16 protein-coding genes and 1 tRNA gene are annotated in these 20,196 nt (G+C 34.6%); 9 read left to right on the top strand and 8 right to left on the bottom strand.

The window, feature by feature from the left end:
- Position 1: 1 nt before the first annotated feature.
- Positions 2 to 1,546, bottom strand: coding sequence for a peptide MFS transporter (locus tag BMX64_RS13435; protein WP_091173089.1), 1,545 nt, complete (start codon positions 1,544 to 1,546; stop codon positions 2 to 4).
- 9 nt (positions 1,547 to 1,555) lie between these two features.
- Positions 1,556 to 3,727 (bottom strand): S9 family peptidase, encoded by a 2,172-nt coding sequence (locus BMX64_RS13430; RefSeq protein ID WP_091173083.1) that lies wholly within the window; start codon positions 3,725 to 3,727, stop codon positions 1,556 to 1,558.
- A 179-nt stretch (positions 3,728 to 3,906) separates the two neighbouring features.
- On the opposite strand from BMX64_RS13430, the gene BMX64_RS13425 reads away from it, so the two are divergent.
- Entirely contained in the window at positions 3,907 to 5,223 is a 1,317-nt protein-coding gene (locus tag BMX64_RS13425; protein ID WP_091173079.1) for a hydroxymethylglutaryl-CoA reductase, degradative, read from the top strand.
- Between the two features lie 60 nt (positions 5,224 to 5,283).
- The gene (locus BMX64_RS13420; RefSeq protein ID WP_091173074.1) at positions 5,284 to 6,201 is read left to right on the top strand and encodes a GYDIA family GHMP kinase; all 918 of its coding nucleotides are present in this window, start codon (positions 5,284 to 5,286) and stop codon (positions 6,199 to 6,201) included.
- A gap of 101 nt (positions 6,202 to 6,302) precedes the next feature.
- On the opposite strand, the gene BMX64_RS13415 is transcribed toward BMX64_RS13420, so the two are convergent.
- The 6 genes from BMX64_RS13415 to BMX64_RS13390 form a co-directional block, all read right to left on the bottom strand.
- Entirely contained in the window at positions 6,303 to 8,399 is a 2,097-nt protein-coding gene (locus BMX64_RS13415; RefSeq protein ID WP_091173070.1) for a peptidylprolyl isomerase, read from the bottom strand.
- Positions 8,400 to 8,507: 108 nt separating this feature from the next.
- Complete coding sequence (locus BMX64_RS13410; RefSeq protein ID WP_091173067.1) at positions 8,508 to 9,767, bottom strand: hemolysin family protein; 1,260 nt, start codon at positions 9,765 to 9,767, stop codon at positions 8,508 to 8,510.
- A 3-nt stretch (positions 9,768 to 9,770) separates the two neighbouring features.
- Complete coding sequence (locus BMX64_RS13405; RefSeq protein ID WP_091173063.1) at positions 9,771 to 9,965, bottom strand: hypothetical protein; 195 nt, start codon at positions 9,963 to 9,965, stop codon at positions 9,771 to 9,773.
- A 10-nt stretch (positions 9,966 to 9,975) separates the two neighbouring features.
- Positions 9,976 to 10,530, bottom strand: a complete 555-nt coding sequence (gene lptC, locus BMX64_RS13400; protein WP_091173061.1) for an LPS export ABC transporter periplasmic protein LptC — start codon at positions 10,528 to 10,530, stop codon at positions 9,976 to 9,978.
- Between the two features lie 49 nt (positions 10,531 to 10,579).
- Positions 10,580 to 11,830 (bottom strand): BamG family beta-barrel-assembly machinery protein, encoded by a 1,251-nt coding sequence (locus tag BMX64_RS13395; RefSeq protein WP_091173058.1) that lies wholly within the window; start codon positions 11,828 to 11,830, stop codon positions 10,580 to 10,582.
- Positions 11,823 to 12,557 (bottom strand): type III pantothenate kinase, encoded by a 735-nt coding sequence (locus BMX64_RS13390; RefSeq protein WP_091173055.1) that lies wholly within the window; start codon positions 12,555 to 12,557, stop codon positions 11,823 to 11,825. The genes BMX64_RS13395 and BMX64_RS13390 overlap by 8 nt, the downstream gene beginning before the upstream one ends.
- Positions 12,558 to 12,655: 98 nt before the next feature.
- Between BMX64_RS13390 and BMX64_RS13385 the strand changes: the two genes are divergently transcribed.
- From BMX64_RS13385 to BMX64_RS13350, 7 genes are all read left to right on the top strand, one after another.
- Positions 12,656 to 12,728, top strand: a tRNA-Phe gene (locus BMX64_RS13385).
- 367 nt (positions 12,729 to 13,095) lie between these two features.
- Entirely contained in the window at positions 13,096 to 13,515 is a 420-nt protein-coding gene (locus BMX64_RS13380; protein WP_091173051.1) for an IS1/IS1595 family N-terminal zinc-binding domain-containing protein, read from the top strand.
- A gap of 101 nt (positions 13,516 to 13,616) precedes the next feature.
- Entirely contained in the window at positions 13,617 to 14,996 is a 1,380-nt protein-coding gene (locus BMX64_RS13375) for a porin (protein WP_091173047.1), read from the top strand.
- 24 nt (positions 14,997 to 15,020) lie between these two features.
- Positions 15,021 to 16,556 carry an MFS transporter gene (locus tag BMX64_RS13370; RefSeq protein WP_091173044.1) on the top strand — a complete coding sequence of 512 codons (1,536 nt, stop codon included), beginning with the start codon at positions 15,021 to 15,023 and terminating at the stop codon, positions 16,554 to 16,556.
- A gap of 10 nt (positions 16,557 to 16,566) precedes the next feature.
- Positions 16,567 to 16,791, top strand: a complete 225-nt coding sequence (locus tag BMX64_RS13365; RefSeq protein ID WP_091173407.1) for a DUF6814 family protein — start codon at positions 16,567 to 16,569, stop codon at positions 16,789 to 16,791.
- A gap of 320 nt (positions 16,792 to 17,111) precedes the next feature.
- Positions 17,112 to 19,817: a sensor histidine kinase gene (locus BMX64_RS13355; RefSeq protein WP_091173037.1), complete on the top strand. Its 2,706-nt coding sequence runs from the start codon at positions 17,112 to 17,114 to the stop codon at positions 19,815 to 19,817.
- Between the two features lie 3 nt (positions 19,818 to 19,820).
- Positions 19,821 to 20,183 carry a response regulator transcription factor gene (locus BMX64_RS13350; RefSeq protein ID WP_091173032.1) on the top strand — a complete coding sequence of 121 codons (363 nt, stop codon included), beginning with the start codon at positions 19,821 to 19,823 and terminating at the stop codon, positions 20,181 to 20,183.
- Positions 20,184 to 20,196: the final 13 nt, after the last annotated feature.

Genomic DNA, 20,196 nt, shown 5'->3' with positions numbered 1-20,196 from the left:
ATTAATTGTTTAATTCTTTATCTACTCCGTGCATTAATTTTTTTATTACTGGCGAAAGTACTAATAGTAGTAATCCAAAACCAAGTCCTGTGTAAAATAAATATTCAAAAAGCACTAAATAACTCTGTTTAGCTAAATTCAAATCTGGTGCTGTACCATTTGACGTATCGACAGAAGCGATATTCGCTAAAATGGAAGCAATAAATTCAGAACTGGCTGTTGCCAAAAACCAAACGCCCATCATGAAACCAACTATTTTTGCCGGTGATAATTTAGTCACTGCAGAAAGTCCTACCGGCGACAAACTCAATTCGCCACAAGTGTGTAAAAAGTAAGCTAATATCAACCAAATCGCAGCAACTTTTCCTGCTCCAGAAAGATTTATCCCCATCACTAATGCTCCAAAGCCTAAGCCAACGAAAGCTAATGCGAAAGCAAATTTCACGGCAGTATTCGGATTGTATTTTCCTAATTTTGGCCATATCCAAGCAAAAACTGGAGCTAACAAAATTATAAATAAGGCATTAAAACTTAAGAATTGTCCAGCAGATACTTCATATCCAAATATAGTTCGGTCTAAAATTCGGTCAGCAAATAAATTCATCGAAGTATACGCTTGTTCAAACAATGCCCAGAAGACAATCGTAAATACAATCAGAATAGTCAAAGCGATCAATTGGTGACGTGCTTTACCATCGAGTTGCGTTGCTGCGTAATAAACGATATAGATGAAAGAAATTCCACCTGCAATTTTCAAAGCCCATGAAACTGCATCGTGATTTTGGACCATTTGCCAAAACAATAACGTTGACAAAACACTTCCAATATAAATCAACCACTCATTTTTAAGTCCAAACGATTTGTTTGCTAAGAAAGATGGGTTGTTTGATTCTCCTTTTCCCATCAATAATTTTCTTCCGGAAATAAAGGTCAATAATCCAAAAAACATTCCGACTCCAGCCGCACCAAAACCATAGCTCCAACCGTATTTTTCGCCTAGCCAAACACAAATTAGTGTAGCCATAAAAGACCCTAAGTTGATTCCCATGTAAAACAAGGTAAATCCGGAATCTCTCCTTTTATCTCCTTTTTCATATAGTTCTCCCACTAATGACGAGATATTGGCTTTTAGAAAACCAACCCCAACAATAATTAAGGATAATGAAAAGTAAAATATTTGCAATGCGGTTTCGTCCCGCGTAATTTCACCTGTAATGGATTGAGTTGCGGCATTTCCTTCATAAGCCATTCCTATATGACCTAACACTAACATAATCCCACCAAAAACGATGGCTTTTCTAAATCCCAAATACTTATCGGCAATAAAACCGCCTAACACTGGAACGGCATACACCAAAGCAGCATAGCTTCCAATCAATAAATTCCCAGAAGAATCCGAAAACAAATGGTACTTTGTTAGATAAAAAATCAACAAGGCTTTCATCCCGTAGAACGAAAACCGTTCCCACATTTCGGTAAAAAACAATATAAAAAGCGCCTTTGGATGTCCAAAAAATTCTTCCTTATTCAATGCGTCGTTTGTCATAAAGCGCTGTTATAAATTTTCTTTAATAAAATTAGTCATTTTTGTGTACAACTGAACTCTGGTTTTTCCGCCGTAAATCCCGTGATTATTGTCTGGGTAAATTTGGGAATCAAATTGTTTATTGGCCTGAATCAAAGCTTCCATCATTTGCATGGAGTTTTGAACATGCACATTATCATCACCCGAACCATGAATCAAAAGGAATTTCCCTTTCAATTTATCAACATGATTTATTGGTGAATTATCATCGTATCCACTCGCATTCTCTTGCGGTGTCGTCATGTAACGCTCCGTATACACACTATCATAAAAGCGCCAGTTCGTTACCGGAGCCACAGCAATTGCCATTTTAAAAACATCGTTTCCTTTCATGATACAATTAGACGCCATAAAACCACCATACGACCAGCCAAATATACCAATTCTAGCTTTATCAACAAATGCGTAATTTCCTAATACTTTAGCAGCATCTATTTGATCTTCTACTTCGTATTTTCCTAATTGTAATTGCGTTACTTTCTTGAAATCAGCTCCTTTAAAACCAGTTCCGCGTCCGTCAACACAAGCCACAATGTATCCTTGTTGTGACAACATCATAAACCAATAATCATCCGTGCTGTTCCACTCATTGTTTACTTGTTGGGAACCCGGACCAGAATATTGGTACATGAAAACCGGATATTTTTTTGCTGGATCAAAATCTTTCGGTTTAATCATCCAAGCATTTAGTTCATTCCCTTTTGCTGTTTTCAAAACAAAAAACTCTTTAGCCGGTAAATCATAGCTTTTTAGCTTTGCAGCCAAAGATTCATTGTTTTCTATAACCTGAACTTGTTTGCCAAATTTAGCATCGTTCAACGTGTAAGTCGTAGGCTGAGCCGCGCTAGAAAAAGTATTGATATAGTATTGAAAATTTGGGCTGAAAGTCGCCGCATTAGTTCCTGTAAATTGTGACAAACGAACTTTGTTCTTGCCATCAAGATTTATTTTATAAACATCTCTGTTGATGGATCCATTTTCTACAGACTGATAGAAAACAGTATTTGTCTTTTCGTCTAAACCATAATAATTAGTTACTTCCCACTTTCCTTTGGTCACTTGATTTTTTAATTTTCCGTTTTTGTCATATAAGTAAATATGATTGAAACCGTCTTTTTCGCTGGTCCAAATAAAACTGTTGTCTTTCAAGAACGTCAAATTATCAGTCACATCAACATACGCTTTATCTTTTTCGTTCAAAACTACTTTTGCAGCTCCTGAATTTCCATCGATAAATAACAAATCTAAATTGTTTTGGTGACGATTCAATACCTGCGCAGACAATATATTTGCGTCATTAGTCCATTTCATTCTGGCGATATAAAAATCGTTGTATTTCCCTAGGTTAATATCTTTCACCGCATTTGCATTTACATCATAAATGTGCAACGAAACTAATGCGTTCTTTTCCCCTGCTTTTGGATATTTAAAGGTTTGCATCATTGGATACAACTCTTTTCCAAACATAGACATCGAAAATTCCGGAACTTGACTTTCGTCAAAACGAATGTAGGCTACTTTTTTGCTATCAGCGCTCCAGTCAAAAGCTTTCACAAAAGCAAATTCTTCTTCGTAAACCCAATCCGTAATACCGTTAATAATGCTGTTTTTTTGTCCGTCTGTAGTTATTGGAGTCGATTTATTAGAAGCTAAATCATATACATACAGATTATTTCCTTTGGCGTAAGCAATCTTTTTTCCATCAGGTGAGAAAGTAGGCTCCTGAACCTGAAAATCAAATAATTTTCTTAATTTTTTATTTGCGATATCATATAAATAATAATCAGCAGTAAACGAGTGGCGGAAGATTTGATTGGTATTGCAAGCCAATAAAATCATTTTTTCTGAAGCGTCAAAAGTGTAACTGTCAATCCCACCAGATAATTCTCTGTGCGATTTTGTATCGATTAATGTAGACACTTTTTTTAATGTAGCAAAATCATACAAATCAATCTGCATGCTTCTGGACTGCCTGTCAGCATTCAAAACCGTGTACTGATTTGTGTTTTTCAAGGACTGCAATTCATCCATTCCCTGAGCACGAAATGTACCGTTATAAAGTTCATCAATTGTGATTTTTTGTTGACCAACAACCGTAAAACACAAGAATAAAAATAATGCTATAATTTTTTTCGAATACATACTATTTATTTAAAGATAAAAACCATCAATTTTAGTGAAAAAATTACAATTATCGGTCATTTTATATGTTAAATGTAAAAAGCAATATGAAAAATAACCTTTCACTGAATATAATTTGATTGTAAATAAAACGGCTAAAACCGTATATTTGCAACTAATTACACCATAATCAATTGAGAATGAACAAGGCTATTAGCGGATTTTCTAAATTATCCAAAGAAGAAAAAATTAAATGGATTGCCAATCAATATTTTTCAACACCTACAGAAGCCGTCGCCTTGCTGAAGAACTATTGGAATTCTGATGAAAAAATACAGAAATTACACGATGAATTCATCGAAAATACGATAACAAATTTCTACATTCCACTGGGAGTTGCTCCCAATTTCCTGATTAATGGAAAATACAGCACCATTCCGATGGCCATTGAAGAGAGTTCTGTGGTTGCCGCTGCCGCAAAAGCTGCTAAGTTTTGGTCCACGCGCGGCGGATTTAAAGCAACTGTAATCAATACCGAAAAAATTGGTCAGGTTCATTTTATTTATAAAGGCGATGTGTCAAAACTGAACTTGTTTTTTGCTCAACATAAAAGCAAATTTTTCTCAGAAACCGAGTCGATTACCACAAATATGCAAAAACGCGGTGGCGGAATTTTAGACATTATTCTAAAAGACAAAACCGATCTATTGCCTAATTATTTTCAGCTACATGCCACTTTTGAAACCAAAGACAGCATGGGAGCCAATTTCATCAATTCGTGTTTGGAACAATTTTCCAAAACATTAAAAGAAGAAGCACATAATTACGACTTGTTTACAGAAACAGAGAAAGAGATTGAAGTGGTAATGAGCATACTTTCGAATTATGTTCCAAATTGCATCGTGAGAGCCGAAGTTTCGTGTCCAATAGAAGAATTAGAAGAAAAACACATTCTAAACCCTAAAGAATTTGCCGAGAAATTTGTACAAGCCGTTCAAATCGCCGAAGTTGAGCCGTATCGTGCCGTTACGCACAATAAAGGAATCATGAACGGAGTGGATGCTGTAGTTTTGGCCACAGGAAATGATTTCCGTGCTGTTGAAGCAGGAATTCACGCTTATGCTTCCCGAAACGGAAAATATTCCAGTCTTTCTCATGCTAAAATCGAAAATAATATTTTTACTTTTTGGTTGGAAATTCCTTTAGCATTAGGAACTGTTGGCGGCTTAACTTCCCTGCATCCATTGGTAAAATTGTCACTGGAAATGCTGGAAAAACCGTCTGCCAAAGAATTAATGCAGTTTGTAGCCGTAGCGGGTTTAGCACAAAACTTTGCCGCTTTACGTTCCTTGACTACAACCGGAATTCAGGAAGGACACATGAAAATGCATTTGAATAACATCATCAACCAGTTTGAAGCCACCGATGAGGAACGCATTTTAATCCAGAAATATTTCAAAAAAAATACCGTATCGCATAGCGCCGTGGTAACTTATATTGAAAGTTTAAGAAAATAATATAGATTTCCGACATCCCTATCAGGGTTTTGAACCCTGATAGGGATTAAAATAAGACTAATGAAAAAAACATTCTACAGTAACGGAAAACTTTTAATCACAGGAGAATATCTGGTTCTTGATGGTGCAAAAGCCTTTGCATTACCCACAAAAATGGGACAAAATCTCATTATAGAAGAAGGAAGCAACAAAGAAATCATCTGGAAAAGTTACGATGCCGATGGAAGCATTTGGTTTGAAGGCACGCTTTTATTTTCTGATATTTCTAAAGAATTTAATCCTGAAAACGAACCGGTCAAGAATACACTTACGACCATTTTGCACGAAGCTTTTAAACTAAATCCTGACTTTATTCTAAATTCAGATGGATACACAATCACTACTGAACTTGGATTCCCAAAAAGCTGGGGTTTGGGAACGTCATCGACTCTGATAAACAACATTGCCCAATGGTTGCAAATCGATGCTTTCACATTGCTTAAAAACAGTTTTGGAGGTAGTGGTTACGATATTGCGTGCGCACAAAACGACAGTCCAATTGTATATCAATTGGAACAAGGAAATCCTACAGTTGAAAAAGTATTCTTTAATCCGGATTTTACGGACAATCTTTACTTTGTATATCTGAATAAAAAGCAAAGCAGTAAAAGCGCAATAGCTGCTTACAATATGAATAAAAAGAATAATCTGCCGAGGACAATCGCTTTAAATGACCTGATAACTTCTGAAGTTTTGAATGCTACTACAATTCAATCTTTTACTGCAGCAATACAAAAACACGAAGTACAAATGAGTATTATTCTGGAAACACAAACGATAAAAGAATCTTTGTTTCCTGATTTTAATGGTGTGATAAAAAGCCTTGGTGCTTGGGGAGGCGATTTTGTGATGGTGATTTCAGAGGATAATCCAAAAGACTATTTTGTTTCAAAAGGATACGAAACTATAATTCCATATAATGAAATGATATGGTCTTAGTTGCTATAATTAATCATATTCCTCAAAAAACCTATTAAAAGCAAAATCCCGATACATGTAGCATGTATCGGGATTTTTATTATAACTTATTACTCTTTTAACTAGTAATTAAAATCTTGTCTGTTATCTTCAATTTTAGCATTAGCTTTCAATGCAGGAATTACTCTATTTGCATCTGAAGCACTTTGTGCTTTCAACTTAGCAACGTATGGTGCATGACTTTTCAATGCTGGCGCTTTTACTGTACTTGTGTTTTTTACCACATAAACTCCAGTATTCCCTTCAATTGGAGCAGACATTTTATTTGCTGCTAAAGCAAATGCATTTCCAACTACTTTTGGCTCTGGACCAACATTTGGTAACATTGTATTTTCCATAGTAAGACCAGTTGCTTGTTGCACCGTTCCTCCTACTGCTTTCGCAATTGCTTCAAGTGAAGAACCATTCATTTTAGCTTTGATCAGTTCTGCTTTTTTCTTGTTTTTTAGTATTTGTTCTACATAAGGTCTCGCTACTGAAACGGCAACTAAACCTGATTTATCAATACTTTTCAACTTTGCAATAACGTGTCCAACATTAGCCACTTCAAATCTTTTTACAGATCCTTCTTTAACTCCGTCTTCAAATGCCCATCTCACGATAGTTCTCTGATTTCCTAATGTTCCAAAGTTCTCATCCATTCCTTTTACAGAAACAGCTGGAGCAACTTTAAGTCCCATTTCTTTTGCAACTTTATTAAAATCTTTATCAGCAGCATCCATTTCAAATTTGGTTGCTTGTGTAAATATTCTATCAGAAGTAACTTCTGAAGCTTCTATCTTTTGAGCTACAGTAGCTAAACGAATTCCGTCTTGTTTGTCGGTAATTTTAATAATATGAAAACCAAAATCAGTTTCAACTAAACCAACTTTACCAATACCGTTATTAAAAACAAAATCATTGAAAGGTTTCACCATTTGGTTTGGACCAAAATAACCTAAATCACCACCTTGTTGTGCTGATGAATCATCAGAATTAGTGAATGCCAACATCAAGAAACTATCTGGACTAGCATTTACTTGCGCCAAAATACTTTCTGCTTTTGCTTTTGCTTGCTCTTTTGTTCTTTTTTCTTTTTGGTTAGGAACTTGTGATCCTTCGTAACCAATTAAAATATGGCTTGCTTTTGCATTAACTCCTGATTTCATTCCCATAGATTTTGAAATACAGTAGTAGTTCCCAAACATATATGGACCATAAACTGCACCTGGGGCAAGATTAAATAATTTATCTGCATCTATAGCCGGTAAATCTTTTTTAGCAATATAAGTTGAATCGTAAGGAACATCTGAATTTGAATTTACAAACTCAATTGTATTGGTCGTTGTTCTAAATCCAGGCAGAGTATCATTCTTTCCAGTTGCTTGGTTGTACACCACACTTCCTGTCAACAATGAATTTATTTTTGATTTCACTTCAGCTTCATCCGCAGGAGATGCTTTGTCTTCAATCAAAACATATTCTACTTCACGAGATTCATCTGCTTTGTATTTTTTCTCATTCTTCTTCATGAAATCCACAATCTCCGAATCAGTGATTTTTACTTCACTGTCTTTAATTGTTGAATATAAACCGGCAACATAAGCAAAGTTTACTTTATTAGCTTCCATTTCATATTTCAACTTCCCTTCGCTTTCAGTTGTAAAAACTGCCGCTTTAATCATTTTATTGTACATTTGATATTTAGCGTTTAAGTCAGCGTCTTTTTCTCTGTCTTTCAAAAACTGAGCTTGTGCAGGATTAGCTTTGAAATATTCTTTGAATTTAGCAACATCAAAAACACCGGCAGCATTTAAAAACAATGGATTTCCACCAATATTTTGATCCGCTTTCAACACTTCCAATAAATGCTTTTCACCAACTCTCAATCCTAATTTTTCAAATTCAGAAGTTAGCAAAGCAACAGAAACTTCTTGCTCCCAAACTCTGTTAGCTGCTTCAGTTGAAGTTATCCCTTGACCACTTTTTTCAACATTACTAACTTTAACTCTAAAATCTTCGAATGAAATATCTTTTCCATCGATGCTTCCTACATCTTTTGATGTACTGTTGAAACCACCACTGTTGAATATATCACCTATGATAAATGCTAATAAACAAAACCCGATAACGAGTATCAGAAGAAGTGAACGTTGTCTAATTTTTTGTAAAACTGCCATTTTATTGTTGTTAATTTTTATATTCAGTTTGCGAAAATACAATTATCTAATTAATAATTATACTAGTAGCGTTTTATTTTGCAAGAATTTTTATTTTCATAATAAAAATCACTCTTGCACGGTCATTTTTACTAATTCTATTTTCTTATTTGTAGCTTCCTCAACAACAAAACGATAGATTCCAATGGTGATTATCTCCCCTTTTTGCGGAATTTCTTTTGTAAAATCAACAATAAAACCGCCAAGTGTTCCGTAAGAATCACTCTCTGGAATTTGAAGCTTATAGGTTTGATTTAAATATTCCACATCAAAGCGAGCTGAAAACACAAAAACACCTTCGCCCAACTCTTTTTCGATCAATTCCTCATCTGAATCATGCTCATCCTCAATCTCTCCAAAAAGCTCTTCCACAATGTCCTCAATAGTAACAATACCTGACGTTCCGCCATATTCGTCCAATACAACAGCAACACTTTTTCGCTTTTTGGTAAGCAAACTCATAGCGTCTTTTATGAACATTGTTTCGGGCACAAACTCTACCAAAATAACAATTTCATTGATACTATTTGGTTTTTTAAACAAATCAAATGAATGAACATATCCAATAATATCATCGAGTGAATTTTGATATACTACTATTTTAGAATAACCCGTTTCTATAAATAATTCTTTCAGTTCCACGATTGAATCAAACAAATCAACGGCTATTATTTCAGTGCGGGGCGTCATCACATCTCTGGCCTTAACACCTGAAAATTCCAATGCATTTTGAAACATTAATATTTCAGAATCTACTGTTTCGTTATCTTCCACGCTGCTCATTTGTTCCGTAATATAATTCCCAAGTTCGATTTTACTAAAATAAAGCTGTACATTATCTCCTTCTGTTTTGAAGAATTTTTTCAAAATAAGATCGGAAACCCAAATAAAAAATGTAGAGATAAAATAGAAAAAAGTGTAAAAGAAATAGGCTGGAATCGCAAAGAATTTAAACAGCGAATTGGCGTAAATTTGAAAAAAAACCTTAGGAAAAAACTCGGCAGTAATCAATACTATTATCGTAGAGATGAGTGTTTGTAATACCAAATTTAACAAATCAGAAAATTGATATCCCAAGGCAAGAAACCATCCCATTACTAGTTCGCCCATAAAAAAACCATAAACCACCATCACTATATTGTTTCCAATGAGCATGGCAACAATAAATTTAGAGGGTTTTGCGGTAAGTTTGGTGAGAATTTTTGAAAGAAAATTATCTTGTTTTTTTTCAATCTCAAGATAAATCTTATTAGAAGAGACAAAGGCTATCTCCATTCCTGAAAAAAAAGCACTTAGTATTAGACAGAATATGATAATACTAACTTCCATAAATTAGGATTTTTTATTTCGTTCTTCGGCTTTTTTAGCAAATTTTCTTCTGAAGAAAAACATAAAAATCGCCAATCCTGCAACCATAAAACTCAACCACGGTGTGCCAGCAGGATCATTTAATTTAGTAAAGCCATCATAAATAAAAAAGGCTCCAAAAATAAGATAAACGTATTGTGTGTATTTTAAATAATTCATAATTATTATATTATTCGGCGGTTTCTACTTCGCCCGTTATTTTTTGTGAATTAATCACTTTAAAATCTTTACTAAAATCGATTCCTTGACCATTCGAAACGCCTTTGGGATCTGAAAATTTAAATTTCCTTTCCGTAAAAAACCATTCATTTTTTTGATCAAAATACAACTGCTCTGTTTCAAGAGTTTGACCCTCTTGCGTAAAAATTTTTACTTTTCCTTGTAAATCAATAATGCTGGTGCCTTTATAAGAAATAGCATAATTTGACTTAATAAATGTTTTCTTCGCTTTTTTATCAAATAAAGTAACATCTATCCCTTTTGGAAACTCCGTGAAAGGAAAATCAATATTCGAATAATCCAACATTTTCGAACTGATCAAAATAGCCGTGATACGACCTGAATCCGTGTATTTCAGATTGACAACATCCGCATCACTTGTAGGTATAAATTCCGAAAAATTTATCTTTTGTATTTCTTTAAAATTACTTTCACACCCAAAAAACAGTGTCACAGCAAAAACTGTGACAACTGATTTAATATAATATTTTTGGACTAAAGTCATATGCTATAATCGACAAAGAAGTTTGGCAATACTTACCCAATTCTTGTTTTTAATTAAATTTTCGTTTTACGAACCATGTATCATTAAGTGAAAAACTGACACTCAAATTAGTATAATTCTCTTGCACCAGATTAGACTCTGTCGTCCCTTTTTTTCCTAATTCGAAACCAATATTTACGTTCGAAAATGTTCCATTCAACGGCAATCCAAGTCCAAGAGTCAATCCCATATCATTAATAGATTGTGAATTCACCATTAATCCCGTTTTTTCATATCTCAAACCACCTCTGTAAACAATTCTTTTTGCGTAACTAGTAAATGAATTGTAATTTGGAATATAATAACCTCCCAGACTTACACTTCCATACCTACCGTAACCAACATTGTCTGCTATATTATAATAATTTTGCTGTCCTGAATTTTTTTGATACGCTATTTTTCCTCCAAAAACCCATTTTTTAGATTCTCCAATACCTGCAGAAACAGACAACCTGCTTGGCAACTTTACGTCTGTTTGATTTGTTTGTTCCCCAAGTGGATCTACAATTTGCAAATTAAAACTGGAATCATAAATCACCGTAGCAATATTTCTGGTGTTTTGAGATTTTAAATTACCTTGCAAAGTATAATTCACACTACTAAAGACGCTTAATTTTTTATTAATTTTAGTCTGATACATCATCCCAATATTAAAATTTACCCCAGACAAATCTGCTGAATTAAATTCACTGGTCCCTGCGGATACATTAGGAATAAATTCCAAACTATTCGTTTCAATTTTTCCAAAATTATAATTAACATCCGCACCAATGCTAAAGTTTGTTGCTATCTTATATCCAACTCCTAAAAAAGCTTTATTAAGCCCCCCAGTTCCATTAAATCTTCTACTATTATCAGTATTGTCTCCAGATATAGATTCAATTTTATACCCAACAGATGAATATGGAATCAATCCAAATCCCACTCCAAATTTACCTAAAGGCAAACCAACTGCTAAATAATCCAAGGTAGTTCTTGTTGCCTTTGCAGACTGAGAATCTGTTTTTAGATTTGTAGAATTATAAGTTCCTCCAATAGTGAATGACGTTAACTTTAAATTAGAATAGCTTGCCGGATTCTCTAAATTAATATGAATACTATCTTGCTCAACGGCTACGCCACCCATAGAACGACTCTCAACGGTTCCTTTGAACCTTATATCACCTATTCCATAAAAGGAGTACGGGGATGCAGTTCCTTCTTGAGCAAAAGATACTAATGACAAAAACAGACATGCAAATATTATAATTTTTTTAATCATTTTTAATTTTATATTGAAATGTTTGGTTTAAACTCTCTAAAAGAAAATTTGAATTGGCAAATATGGTATTTTTTAATCGTTTAGCCAAAAAATCTGTGTCCCCACCCGTTAAAATTATTATAAAATTTAAATACCGAGCCCTATATTCATTTATGAAACCATCAATTTCATAGACTAATCCATTTACCACACCCGAATGAATGGAATCTGAAGTTGAATTTCCAATTAAATTTTCTGGGTTTTCCAATGCTAACAAAGGCAATTTCGCAGTGTAATTGTGTAAGGATTCGTACCGTAATCGTAATCCTGGTGCTATTGCTCCGCCAAGATAATTATTATCTTGATCTATAAAATCGTATGTCACACAAGTTCCTGCATCAATAACCAGTCTGTTTTGATTCGGAAACTGCAATGTCGCTCCGGCAGCAAGTACCATTCTGTCAATTCCCAAAGTTTGTGGTGTGGCATATTTATTCTGGAACGGAAAAGGATCCGTATTCGAAATAAAATGAACATTTAACATGTTCTCAAATGCTAGAAAAGATAGTTTTTCGACATCACCCACTGATGAAACCACTAAATCTGATACTTTTTCAAAATTTTTTAAAATATTTTCAATATTTTTTTGAAGTTCAATTTTGGTAAAAACAAAAATTTCCAAAAGTATAGGACCCTCAAATACAGCGCCTTTAATTCTGGTATTTCCCACATCGATAACTAAAATCATAATTTGGTTTTTGATGTTGCGAAGGTACGAATTGATTTTTTTTAAAAAATGTTTTGGATAAACTAAAAATCATTCTATATTTGCACCCGCAATAGCGAGGTACCTTAGCTCAGATGGTAGAGCAATGGACTGAAAATCCATGTGTCCCTGGTTCGATCCCTGGAGGTACCACAAAACCCGAATAGAAATATTCGGGTTTTTTGTTTTTATACCTTTCTCTAAAATATCCTTAATCTTCTTAAATAAAGATTCACACCAATACGAAAGAATATTTCTGTTTTTTAAACGACTATTAAATTCCCACACTCGTTTAGTGAATTCAAAAAATACAGCTTATCTCTCCATATATGTTGAAAATTATTCCATCAGACAACGATTGGTTTTAAAAAATCAAACTCTTTCACAAAGCAATTTAATTTACTAAAAATGCACCAATAATCGAACAAAAATAAAGGGTTCGTATTTATTTTCTAATTTTTTTGCGAAATTCAAATAAAAATAGTTGCTAATTTATTATATTTATGCAAAATTTATATATATGGAGATTTTAACCTGCCCGAAATGCCAAGGTAACCAAATCACAAAAAGCGGCATAATCAACAGTAAACAAAGGTACTTATGTAAAAAATGTAATTATTTTTTTACAGTCAATAAAATTGGAAAAAAGATAGATGATTATTATGTTACCAAGGCATTACAGCTCTACCTTGAAGGCTTAAGCTTTCGTGAAATAGAGCGAATTATAGGTGTTTCCCATGTCACTGTAAGCAACTGGGTCAAAGCCTTTAATATAAAAAAACCATCGCACGCCAATTACCATCCTACTTATAAGATTTTAAGCCATTTAGAACTTATTGAATACCTCAAAAACAAAGAACTTCTTTCCGGAGCAGGAATGATTATAACAGAGCTTGGAGACAAATTTATGCTCATAAAATGGGAAAGATTCAAAGATTAGCTATATACTTTACACATAAATATATCTAAATTTTTTTTTAGAATAAAATAATAGAATTTGGCACTTTATTAACCAACCATTTAATAACCAAAATTTTATTTATGAAAAAAATATTTTTTATAGCGGCAGTACTCTTACTGTCACTAAAAAGTTTTTCACAAGGCTCCACTGATTACGGCAGCGGGATGAAATTCAATTTGAACGAAGATGGTTCAAAATACATGCGATTTATTGCATGGAACCAAATATGGTTTCGTTCCAGCCAAATGAACCCTGGAACAATGATTGGAAATGAAGCCGCCACAACCGGAACCGACATTGGAAATAGACGTTTGCGTTTTCTGGCCTACTCTCAATTATCCAAAAGGTACATGATTGTAACGCATTTTGGAATCAATAACCAAACCTTTACAAATGGTGGAGCAGCGGGAACTTCTGGAACTGGCGGATACGGTGCCGGTAAAAAACCGGGTTTATTTTTTCACGATGCTTGGAATGAATACGCATTAGTTTTACCTGAAAAAGACAAAAAATTCAGCTTATCTCTTGGTGGAGGATTGCATTATTACATGGGATTATCCAGAGCAACAATGGCCTCTACATTGAATTTCCTAACCATTGATGCGCCTATCTTCAACTGGCCTTTAATAGAAAATTCAGATCAGTTTGCTAGACAAATGGGTCTATTTGCTAAAGGAAAATATGGTAAATTAGAATACCGTTTGAGTTACAACAAACCTTACGCCACAAACTTAGTTCCTACTGACGCAACTGTAGCAGATAACGCAGTAGCAGTTGACAACAGCGGAAATACGAAATGGTCAAAAGCCGGTTATTTCGAATATCAATTTTTAGATCAGGAAGCTAATTTATTGCCTTACAAAGTAGGAAGCTATTTAGGAACTAAAAAAGTATTCAATATTGGCGCTGGTTTTTATACGGCACCTGACGCAACCAAATCTTCGGTTAACAGTACTATCAGCAAACACAACATCAATCTTTTTGCAGCAGATGTTTTTCTTGATTTACCTATTGGAAAAAAAGAAAACAAAATGGCTGTAACCGGATATAGTGTTTTCTATGATTATGATTTCGGTCCAAATTATTTGCGTAACGTAGCCATTATGAATATTGGATCCGTTGACCCAAACTTTACAGGAAGCAGAGCTTTGGCGGGACCTGGAAATGCACAAGCTACTATCGGATCAGGAAATATCTGGTACACACAAGCGGGAATTTTATTGCCAAGCAAAGTAGACAAACCTAAAGTACGCGTACAGCCTTTTGGAGCTTTTACTTACAAAAGTTTTGACGCTTTAGATAAGTCCAGTACCCAATTTGATCTTGGAACCAACTTTTTCTTGGATGGACAACACGCAAAAATCACCGCACAATATTCAACAAGACCCGTTTACACCACTCCATCCAACATCTCAGGATCAAAAGGAGAATTCATTGTACAACTTCAAATCTATCTATAAACTAATTTTAAAAAAATATAATTTATGAGTACTAAATCAACAAAAGGAATTTGGAAAGTCATTTCCGCATCCTCAATGGGTACAATGATCGAATGGTATGATTTCTACATCTTTGGCAGTTTAGCCGTTGTAATTTCAACTAAATTTTTCCCTTCAGATAATCCTACAGCAGCCTTCTTATCTACCTTGGCAACATTTGCAGCCGGATTCGTAGTGCGTCCTTTCGGAGCCCTTTTCTTCGGAAGATTAGGAGATTTAATTGGAAGAAAATACACGTTCATGGTGACGTTGTTATTAATGGGTGGTGCAACCTTCCTGATTGGATGTATCCCGAGTTATGAAACAATCGGATTCATGGCGCCTTTATCAGTATTAATTCTTCGTTTGCTTCAAGGTCTTGCTTTGGGAGGTGAATATGGTGGCGCCGCAACCTATGTGGCCGAGCACGCTCCCGTTGGACAACGAGGATACTGGACTTCTTGGATTCAAACTACTGCAACGGTGGGTTTATTCATCTCTTTGATGGTTATTTTAGCCACGAGAAACATCCTTACACCAGAACAATTTGACGAATGGGGATGGAGAGTTCCGTTCTGGGTTTCTATCATTATGGTTGGAGTTTCCTATTTGATTCGAAAAAACATGGATGAATCTCCAGTTTTTGCTAAAGCGAAAAGCGAAGGAAAAACAAGTACCAATCCATTGAAAGAGAGTTTTGGAAATCGCTACAACTTGAAATTTGTATTGTTGGCTTTATTTGGAGCAACAATGGGACAAGGAGTTGTTTGGTATACTGGACAATTTTACGCCATGAGTTTCATGAAAACAGTAATGTCAATTGATTCTTCTCAGGTAGATACTTTATTAGGAATTTCATTGATTCTTGGTACACCATTTTTCATCTTTTTTGGTTGGTTGAGTGATAAAGTAGGTAGAAAATACATTATGATGGGCGGAATGTTATTGGCCATTTTATTATACAGACCAATCTACAAACAAATGTACGAAACCACATCGGTGAAAAACAAAACCGAAATGGTCGAAAAAACTACGGTACTTGCTGAATTGAAAGAAAATAAAAAGCAAACCATGGATTCTATCTACACCACTAACAAAGAGTATGTGGATGGAACTACTTTTCAAGAAATAAAAACCGTACATTTAGAAAACGGAGCAGTAATAATTGTGGATGGTAAACCAAAAGTGGACACCAAAACAACTATTAAAATTAACTCTAGTGACAATTGGGCATTGATATTTCTAGTATTTGTACAAGTGATATTTGTAACGATGGTTTATGGACCAATTGCAGCGTTCTTGGTTGAAATGTTCCCTGTAAAAATCAGATACACTTCGATGTCATTGCCATACCACGTAGGAAATGGTATTTTTGGAGGATTGCTTCCTGCTATTTCAACCTATTTTGTGACCAATGCAAAAGACTTAGGCCATCCTGAATTTTACCTCGAAGGACTTTGGTATCCAATTGTTATTGCTGCAGTCAGTTTTGTAGTTGGAATGGTTTACATTAAAAATAAAGATAAAAACGCTCACGTATAAAAACACAGCTATGAATCAAATAAAAAGAGTTTTAGGATTAGTTTGGATCGCATTAGCAGTAGCTTCAGCCTATTTTTGCATCTTCACTTTTGGATTACCCAAATTTATGTCAGGAAAACAAGAGGATTTAGTATTCGGAATTATTATCCTTTTTGTACTTACGCCATTAATCGTTTTAGGATTAGGAACCTTTGGTTACTATGCCTTAATGGGAGATTATGACGAAAAAAAATAATTAAATTTCCAATAGACAGTCTCTGCATGAACTTGCAGAGATTGTTTATTTTTTACTTTAAAAGCACAGGTTCGAATACAGAATCTTTAAAAAACAAAAGCACATTCCGCTGCAAAGCAAACTGCATCTTCTTATGAAAAAGAGACATGAACAAAAGTTGGTTATTCTTTCAATGCTAATGCTATTAGCTTTGAACGTCCCACTCTTGCTGTTATTTGACAGTTCGCAACCACTTTTTGGATTCCCAATTATCTACATTTATATCTTCTCGGCATGGCTGTTTTCAATCGCCATATCGTACCTAATCATAAAAAGATATTATGAATAGCATTGGACTCTTATTAATATTAGTGCTTTATTTGTCGATTCTTTTTTACATTGCCTATTGGTCCGAAAAAAGAAGCCATTCTAAATGGACAAATAATCCCTACATCTATTCCTTTTCATTAGCCGTATATTGTACCGCCTGGACCTATTACGGAAGTATTGGTGTTGCTGCAGAATCCGGTTTGAGTTATTTACCCATTTATTTAGGCCCTATATTAATTATCCCAACGTGGATGATTATTCTCAAGAAAATTATCCGAATTTCGAGAGTAAATAAAATTTCCAGTATTGCAGATTTTATTTCTTTACGATACGGAAACAGTAGATTTCTGGGAGCAGTGGTAACTATCATTTGTATTTTTGGTATCTTACCTTACATTTCTTTACAGCTAAAATCAATTTCAGACACTTTTCATATTGTCACCAAAACGCAGGCAAGTTCTAATATTTTCACTGACACCACAACCTATGTTTGTATGGCTCTGGCATTATTTGCTTCCTATTACGGAACAAAATATGTAGATGCTTCCGAGAAAAGACGCGGAATAGTAACCGCAGTGGCCATGGAATCTATCCTGAAGTTAGTTTTCTTTTTGATCGTGGGTATTTATGTCACCTATTTTGTTTTTGACGGTTTTGATGATATTTATCAAAAAGCGGCTGTCCTTAAAGATTTCGACAAAAAAAATACAATTGGCGGCATCACAAACGGAATCAACTGGTTCTTTCTTTGTATTTTATCGATGTTTGCTATTTTCCTTTTGCCAAGACAATTCCACACTGCGATTGTCGAGAACAATAAAGAAACCCACATCCGAACAGCGATTTGGCTTTTTCCGTTGTACCTGCTACTTTTCAACCTTTTTGTTTTTCCAATTGCTTGGGGCGGCAATATTCTTTTTGAAGGAAAAGGGCATAATTCAGATACGTATTCTCTATTGATTCCACAATTTTTTGACAATAATGTATTGACAGTAATGGTTTTTTTGGGCGGATTTTCAGCAGCCATTTCGATGATTATCGTATCTTCAATTGCGCTCGCCACGATGCTGAGTAACAACTTACTGATTCCGTATGGCTTCATTGGTTCACTAGAAAATTCTTCACAGAAAAAGAACAGTAAACGGATTGTAAACAGCCGAAAAATAGGAATTTTTTCGCTTATCATTTTGGCGTATGCCATCTATAGAATATTCATTTTGGACTATTCTTTGGTTTCCATCGGGTTGGTTTCCTTTGTCGTTATAGCACAACTGGCTCCTTCCTTTTTTGGTGCATTATTCTGGAGAAGAGGTTCTAAATATGGTGCGGTTACCGGAATTATTCTTGGGTTTTTAACCTGTTTTTATACGCTGCTAATTCCGTACGCTATTGGAATCACAAAATCAACCAGCCTGTTTATTCAGGAAGGGCCTTGGGGAATTGAATTGCTAAAGCCTTTTCAACTTTTTGGTTTGGATTATTTAGACCCTATTCCACATGCTGTTTTTTGGAGCTTATTAATAAACATTCTGAGTTATGCTGCGGTTTCAGTGAGTTTCAAAGGCAATTACAGAGAACGCAATTATGCCGAAATGTTTGTGGATATTGACAAATACATCACCAATCACGAAAACGCTTTTGTATGGAAAGGAACTGCGTATATTTCTGATATTCAAAAAGTGTTGCAACGCTTTCTTGGCGAAGACCGAACAAAACGCGCACTGACTATTTTTAATTTAAAATACAACATTGACAAAGACATTACCACAGCAGATGCCCGATTTATAAAATTTGCCGAGAATTTATTGACGGGACATATTGGTACGGCTTCCGCCAAAATATTAATATCGAGTGTGGTCAAAGAAGACAAAATCAGTTTGCCCGAAGTATTGCGAATTTTGGAGGAATCCAAAGAAAACATCATTATCAATAAAAAGTTGACAGATACTTCGAATGAATTAAAAAAAATATCAGAACAACTCAAAAATGCGAATCAGGAATTAGTCAATAAAGACATTCAAAAAGATGAATTTCTAGACACGGTTACCCATGAATTGAGAACGCCAATAACCGCAATTCGTGCCGCAAGCGAAATCCTTCACGATGATGACGACATTCCCGAAGAGTTGAGAAAGCAGTTTTTGCAAAACATAATTTCCGAGTCGGACCGATTGAACCGCTTGATTGATAAAATTCTGGATTTAGAAAAATTTGAAACTGGAAAACAAAAGATTTATTTGTCTAAAAATAACATCACAAGAACGATTAAAAACACATTGGGTTCTCTCCAACAATTAATAAAAAACAAAAATATCAGCATTGAATTTGAGGATGCCTCCAAAGAAATAAAAGCTTTTTATGACGAAGAAAGAATCGTTCAGGTCATTCATAATTTAGTTTCAAATGCTATAAAATTCTGTTCGGAAACAGACGGAAAAATAGTGATTTCCATTGATGAAAATAAAGACAATATCGAAGTCAAAATACACAACAACGGCAAGGGAATTAAAAAAGAAGATTTTGAAGCCATTTTTGATAAATTCTATCAATCTCGAAACCAAAACGTAAAAAAACCCATAGGAAGTGGACTGGGTTTAGCCATTTGTAAACAAATTATTGAACATCATAAAGGTAAAATTTGGGCTGAAGATAATGTAGCTGAAGGAGCCACTCTCATCTTCACATTACCCAATTATAATACAGCAGAAAATAGTTAAAAAATGAAAAAGATTTTAATTGTAGATGACGAACCAAACATTGTAATGTCACTGGAATATACTTTCAAAAAGAACAATTTTGAAGTTTTCATAGCACGTGACGGCCAGGAAGCACTGGATATTTTACAAAAACAACTTCCGGATGTCATAATTCTGGATGTCATGATGCCCATGGTGGACGGTTTTGCCACATTAGAACAAATAAAAAAAGACGAACGACTGCGGCATTGCAAGGTCATTTTCCTTTCGGCAAAAAACAAGGAAAAAGATATTGAAAAAGGACTTTCATTAGGCGCTAATTTATATGTTGTGAAGCCCTTTTCAGTTAAAAAATTAATAGATCAAGTTCATGAATTAATTCAATAAGAAACAAATTCAA

This window comes from Flavobacterium sinopsychrotolerans (assembly GCF_900110375.1).
GTDB classification, from domain to species: domain Bacteria; phylum Bacteroidota; class Bacteroidia; order Flavobacteriales; family Flavobacteriaceae; genus Flavobacterium; species Flavobacterium sinopsychrotolerans.
This window is presented reverse-complemented; position numbering and strand designations above follow the sequence as displayed.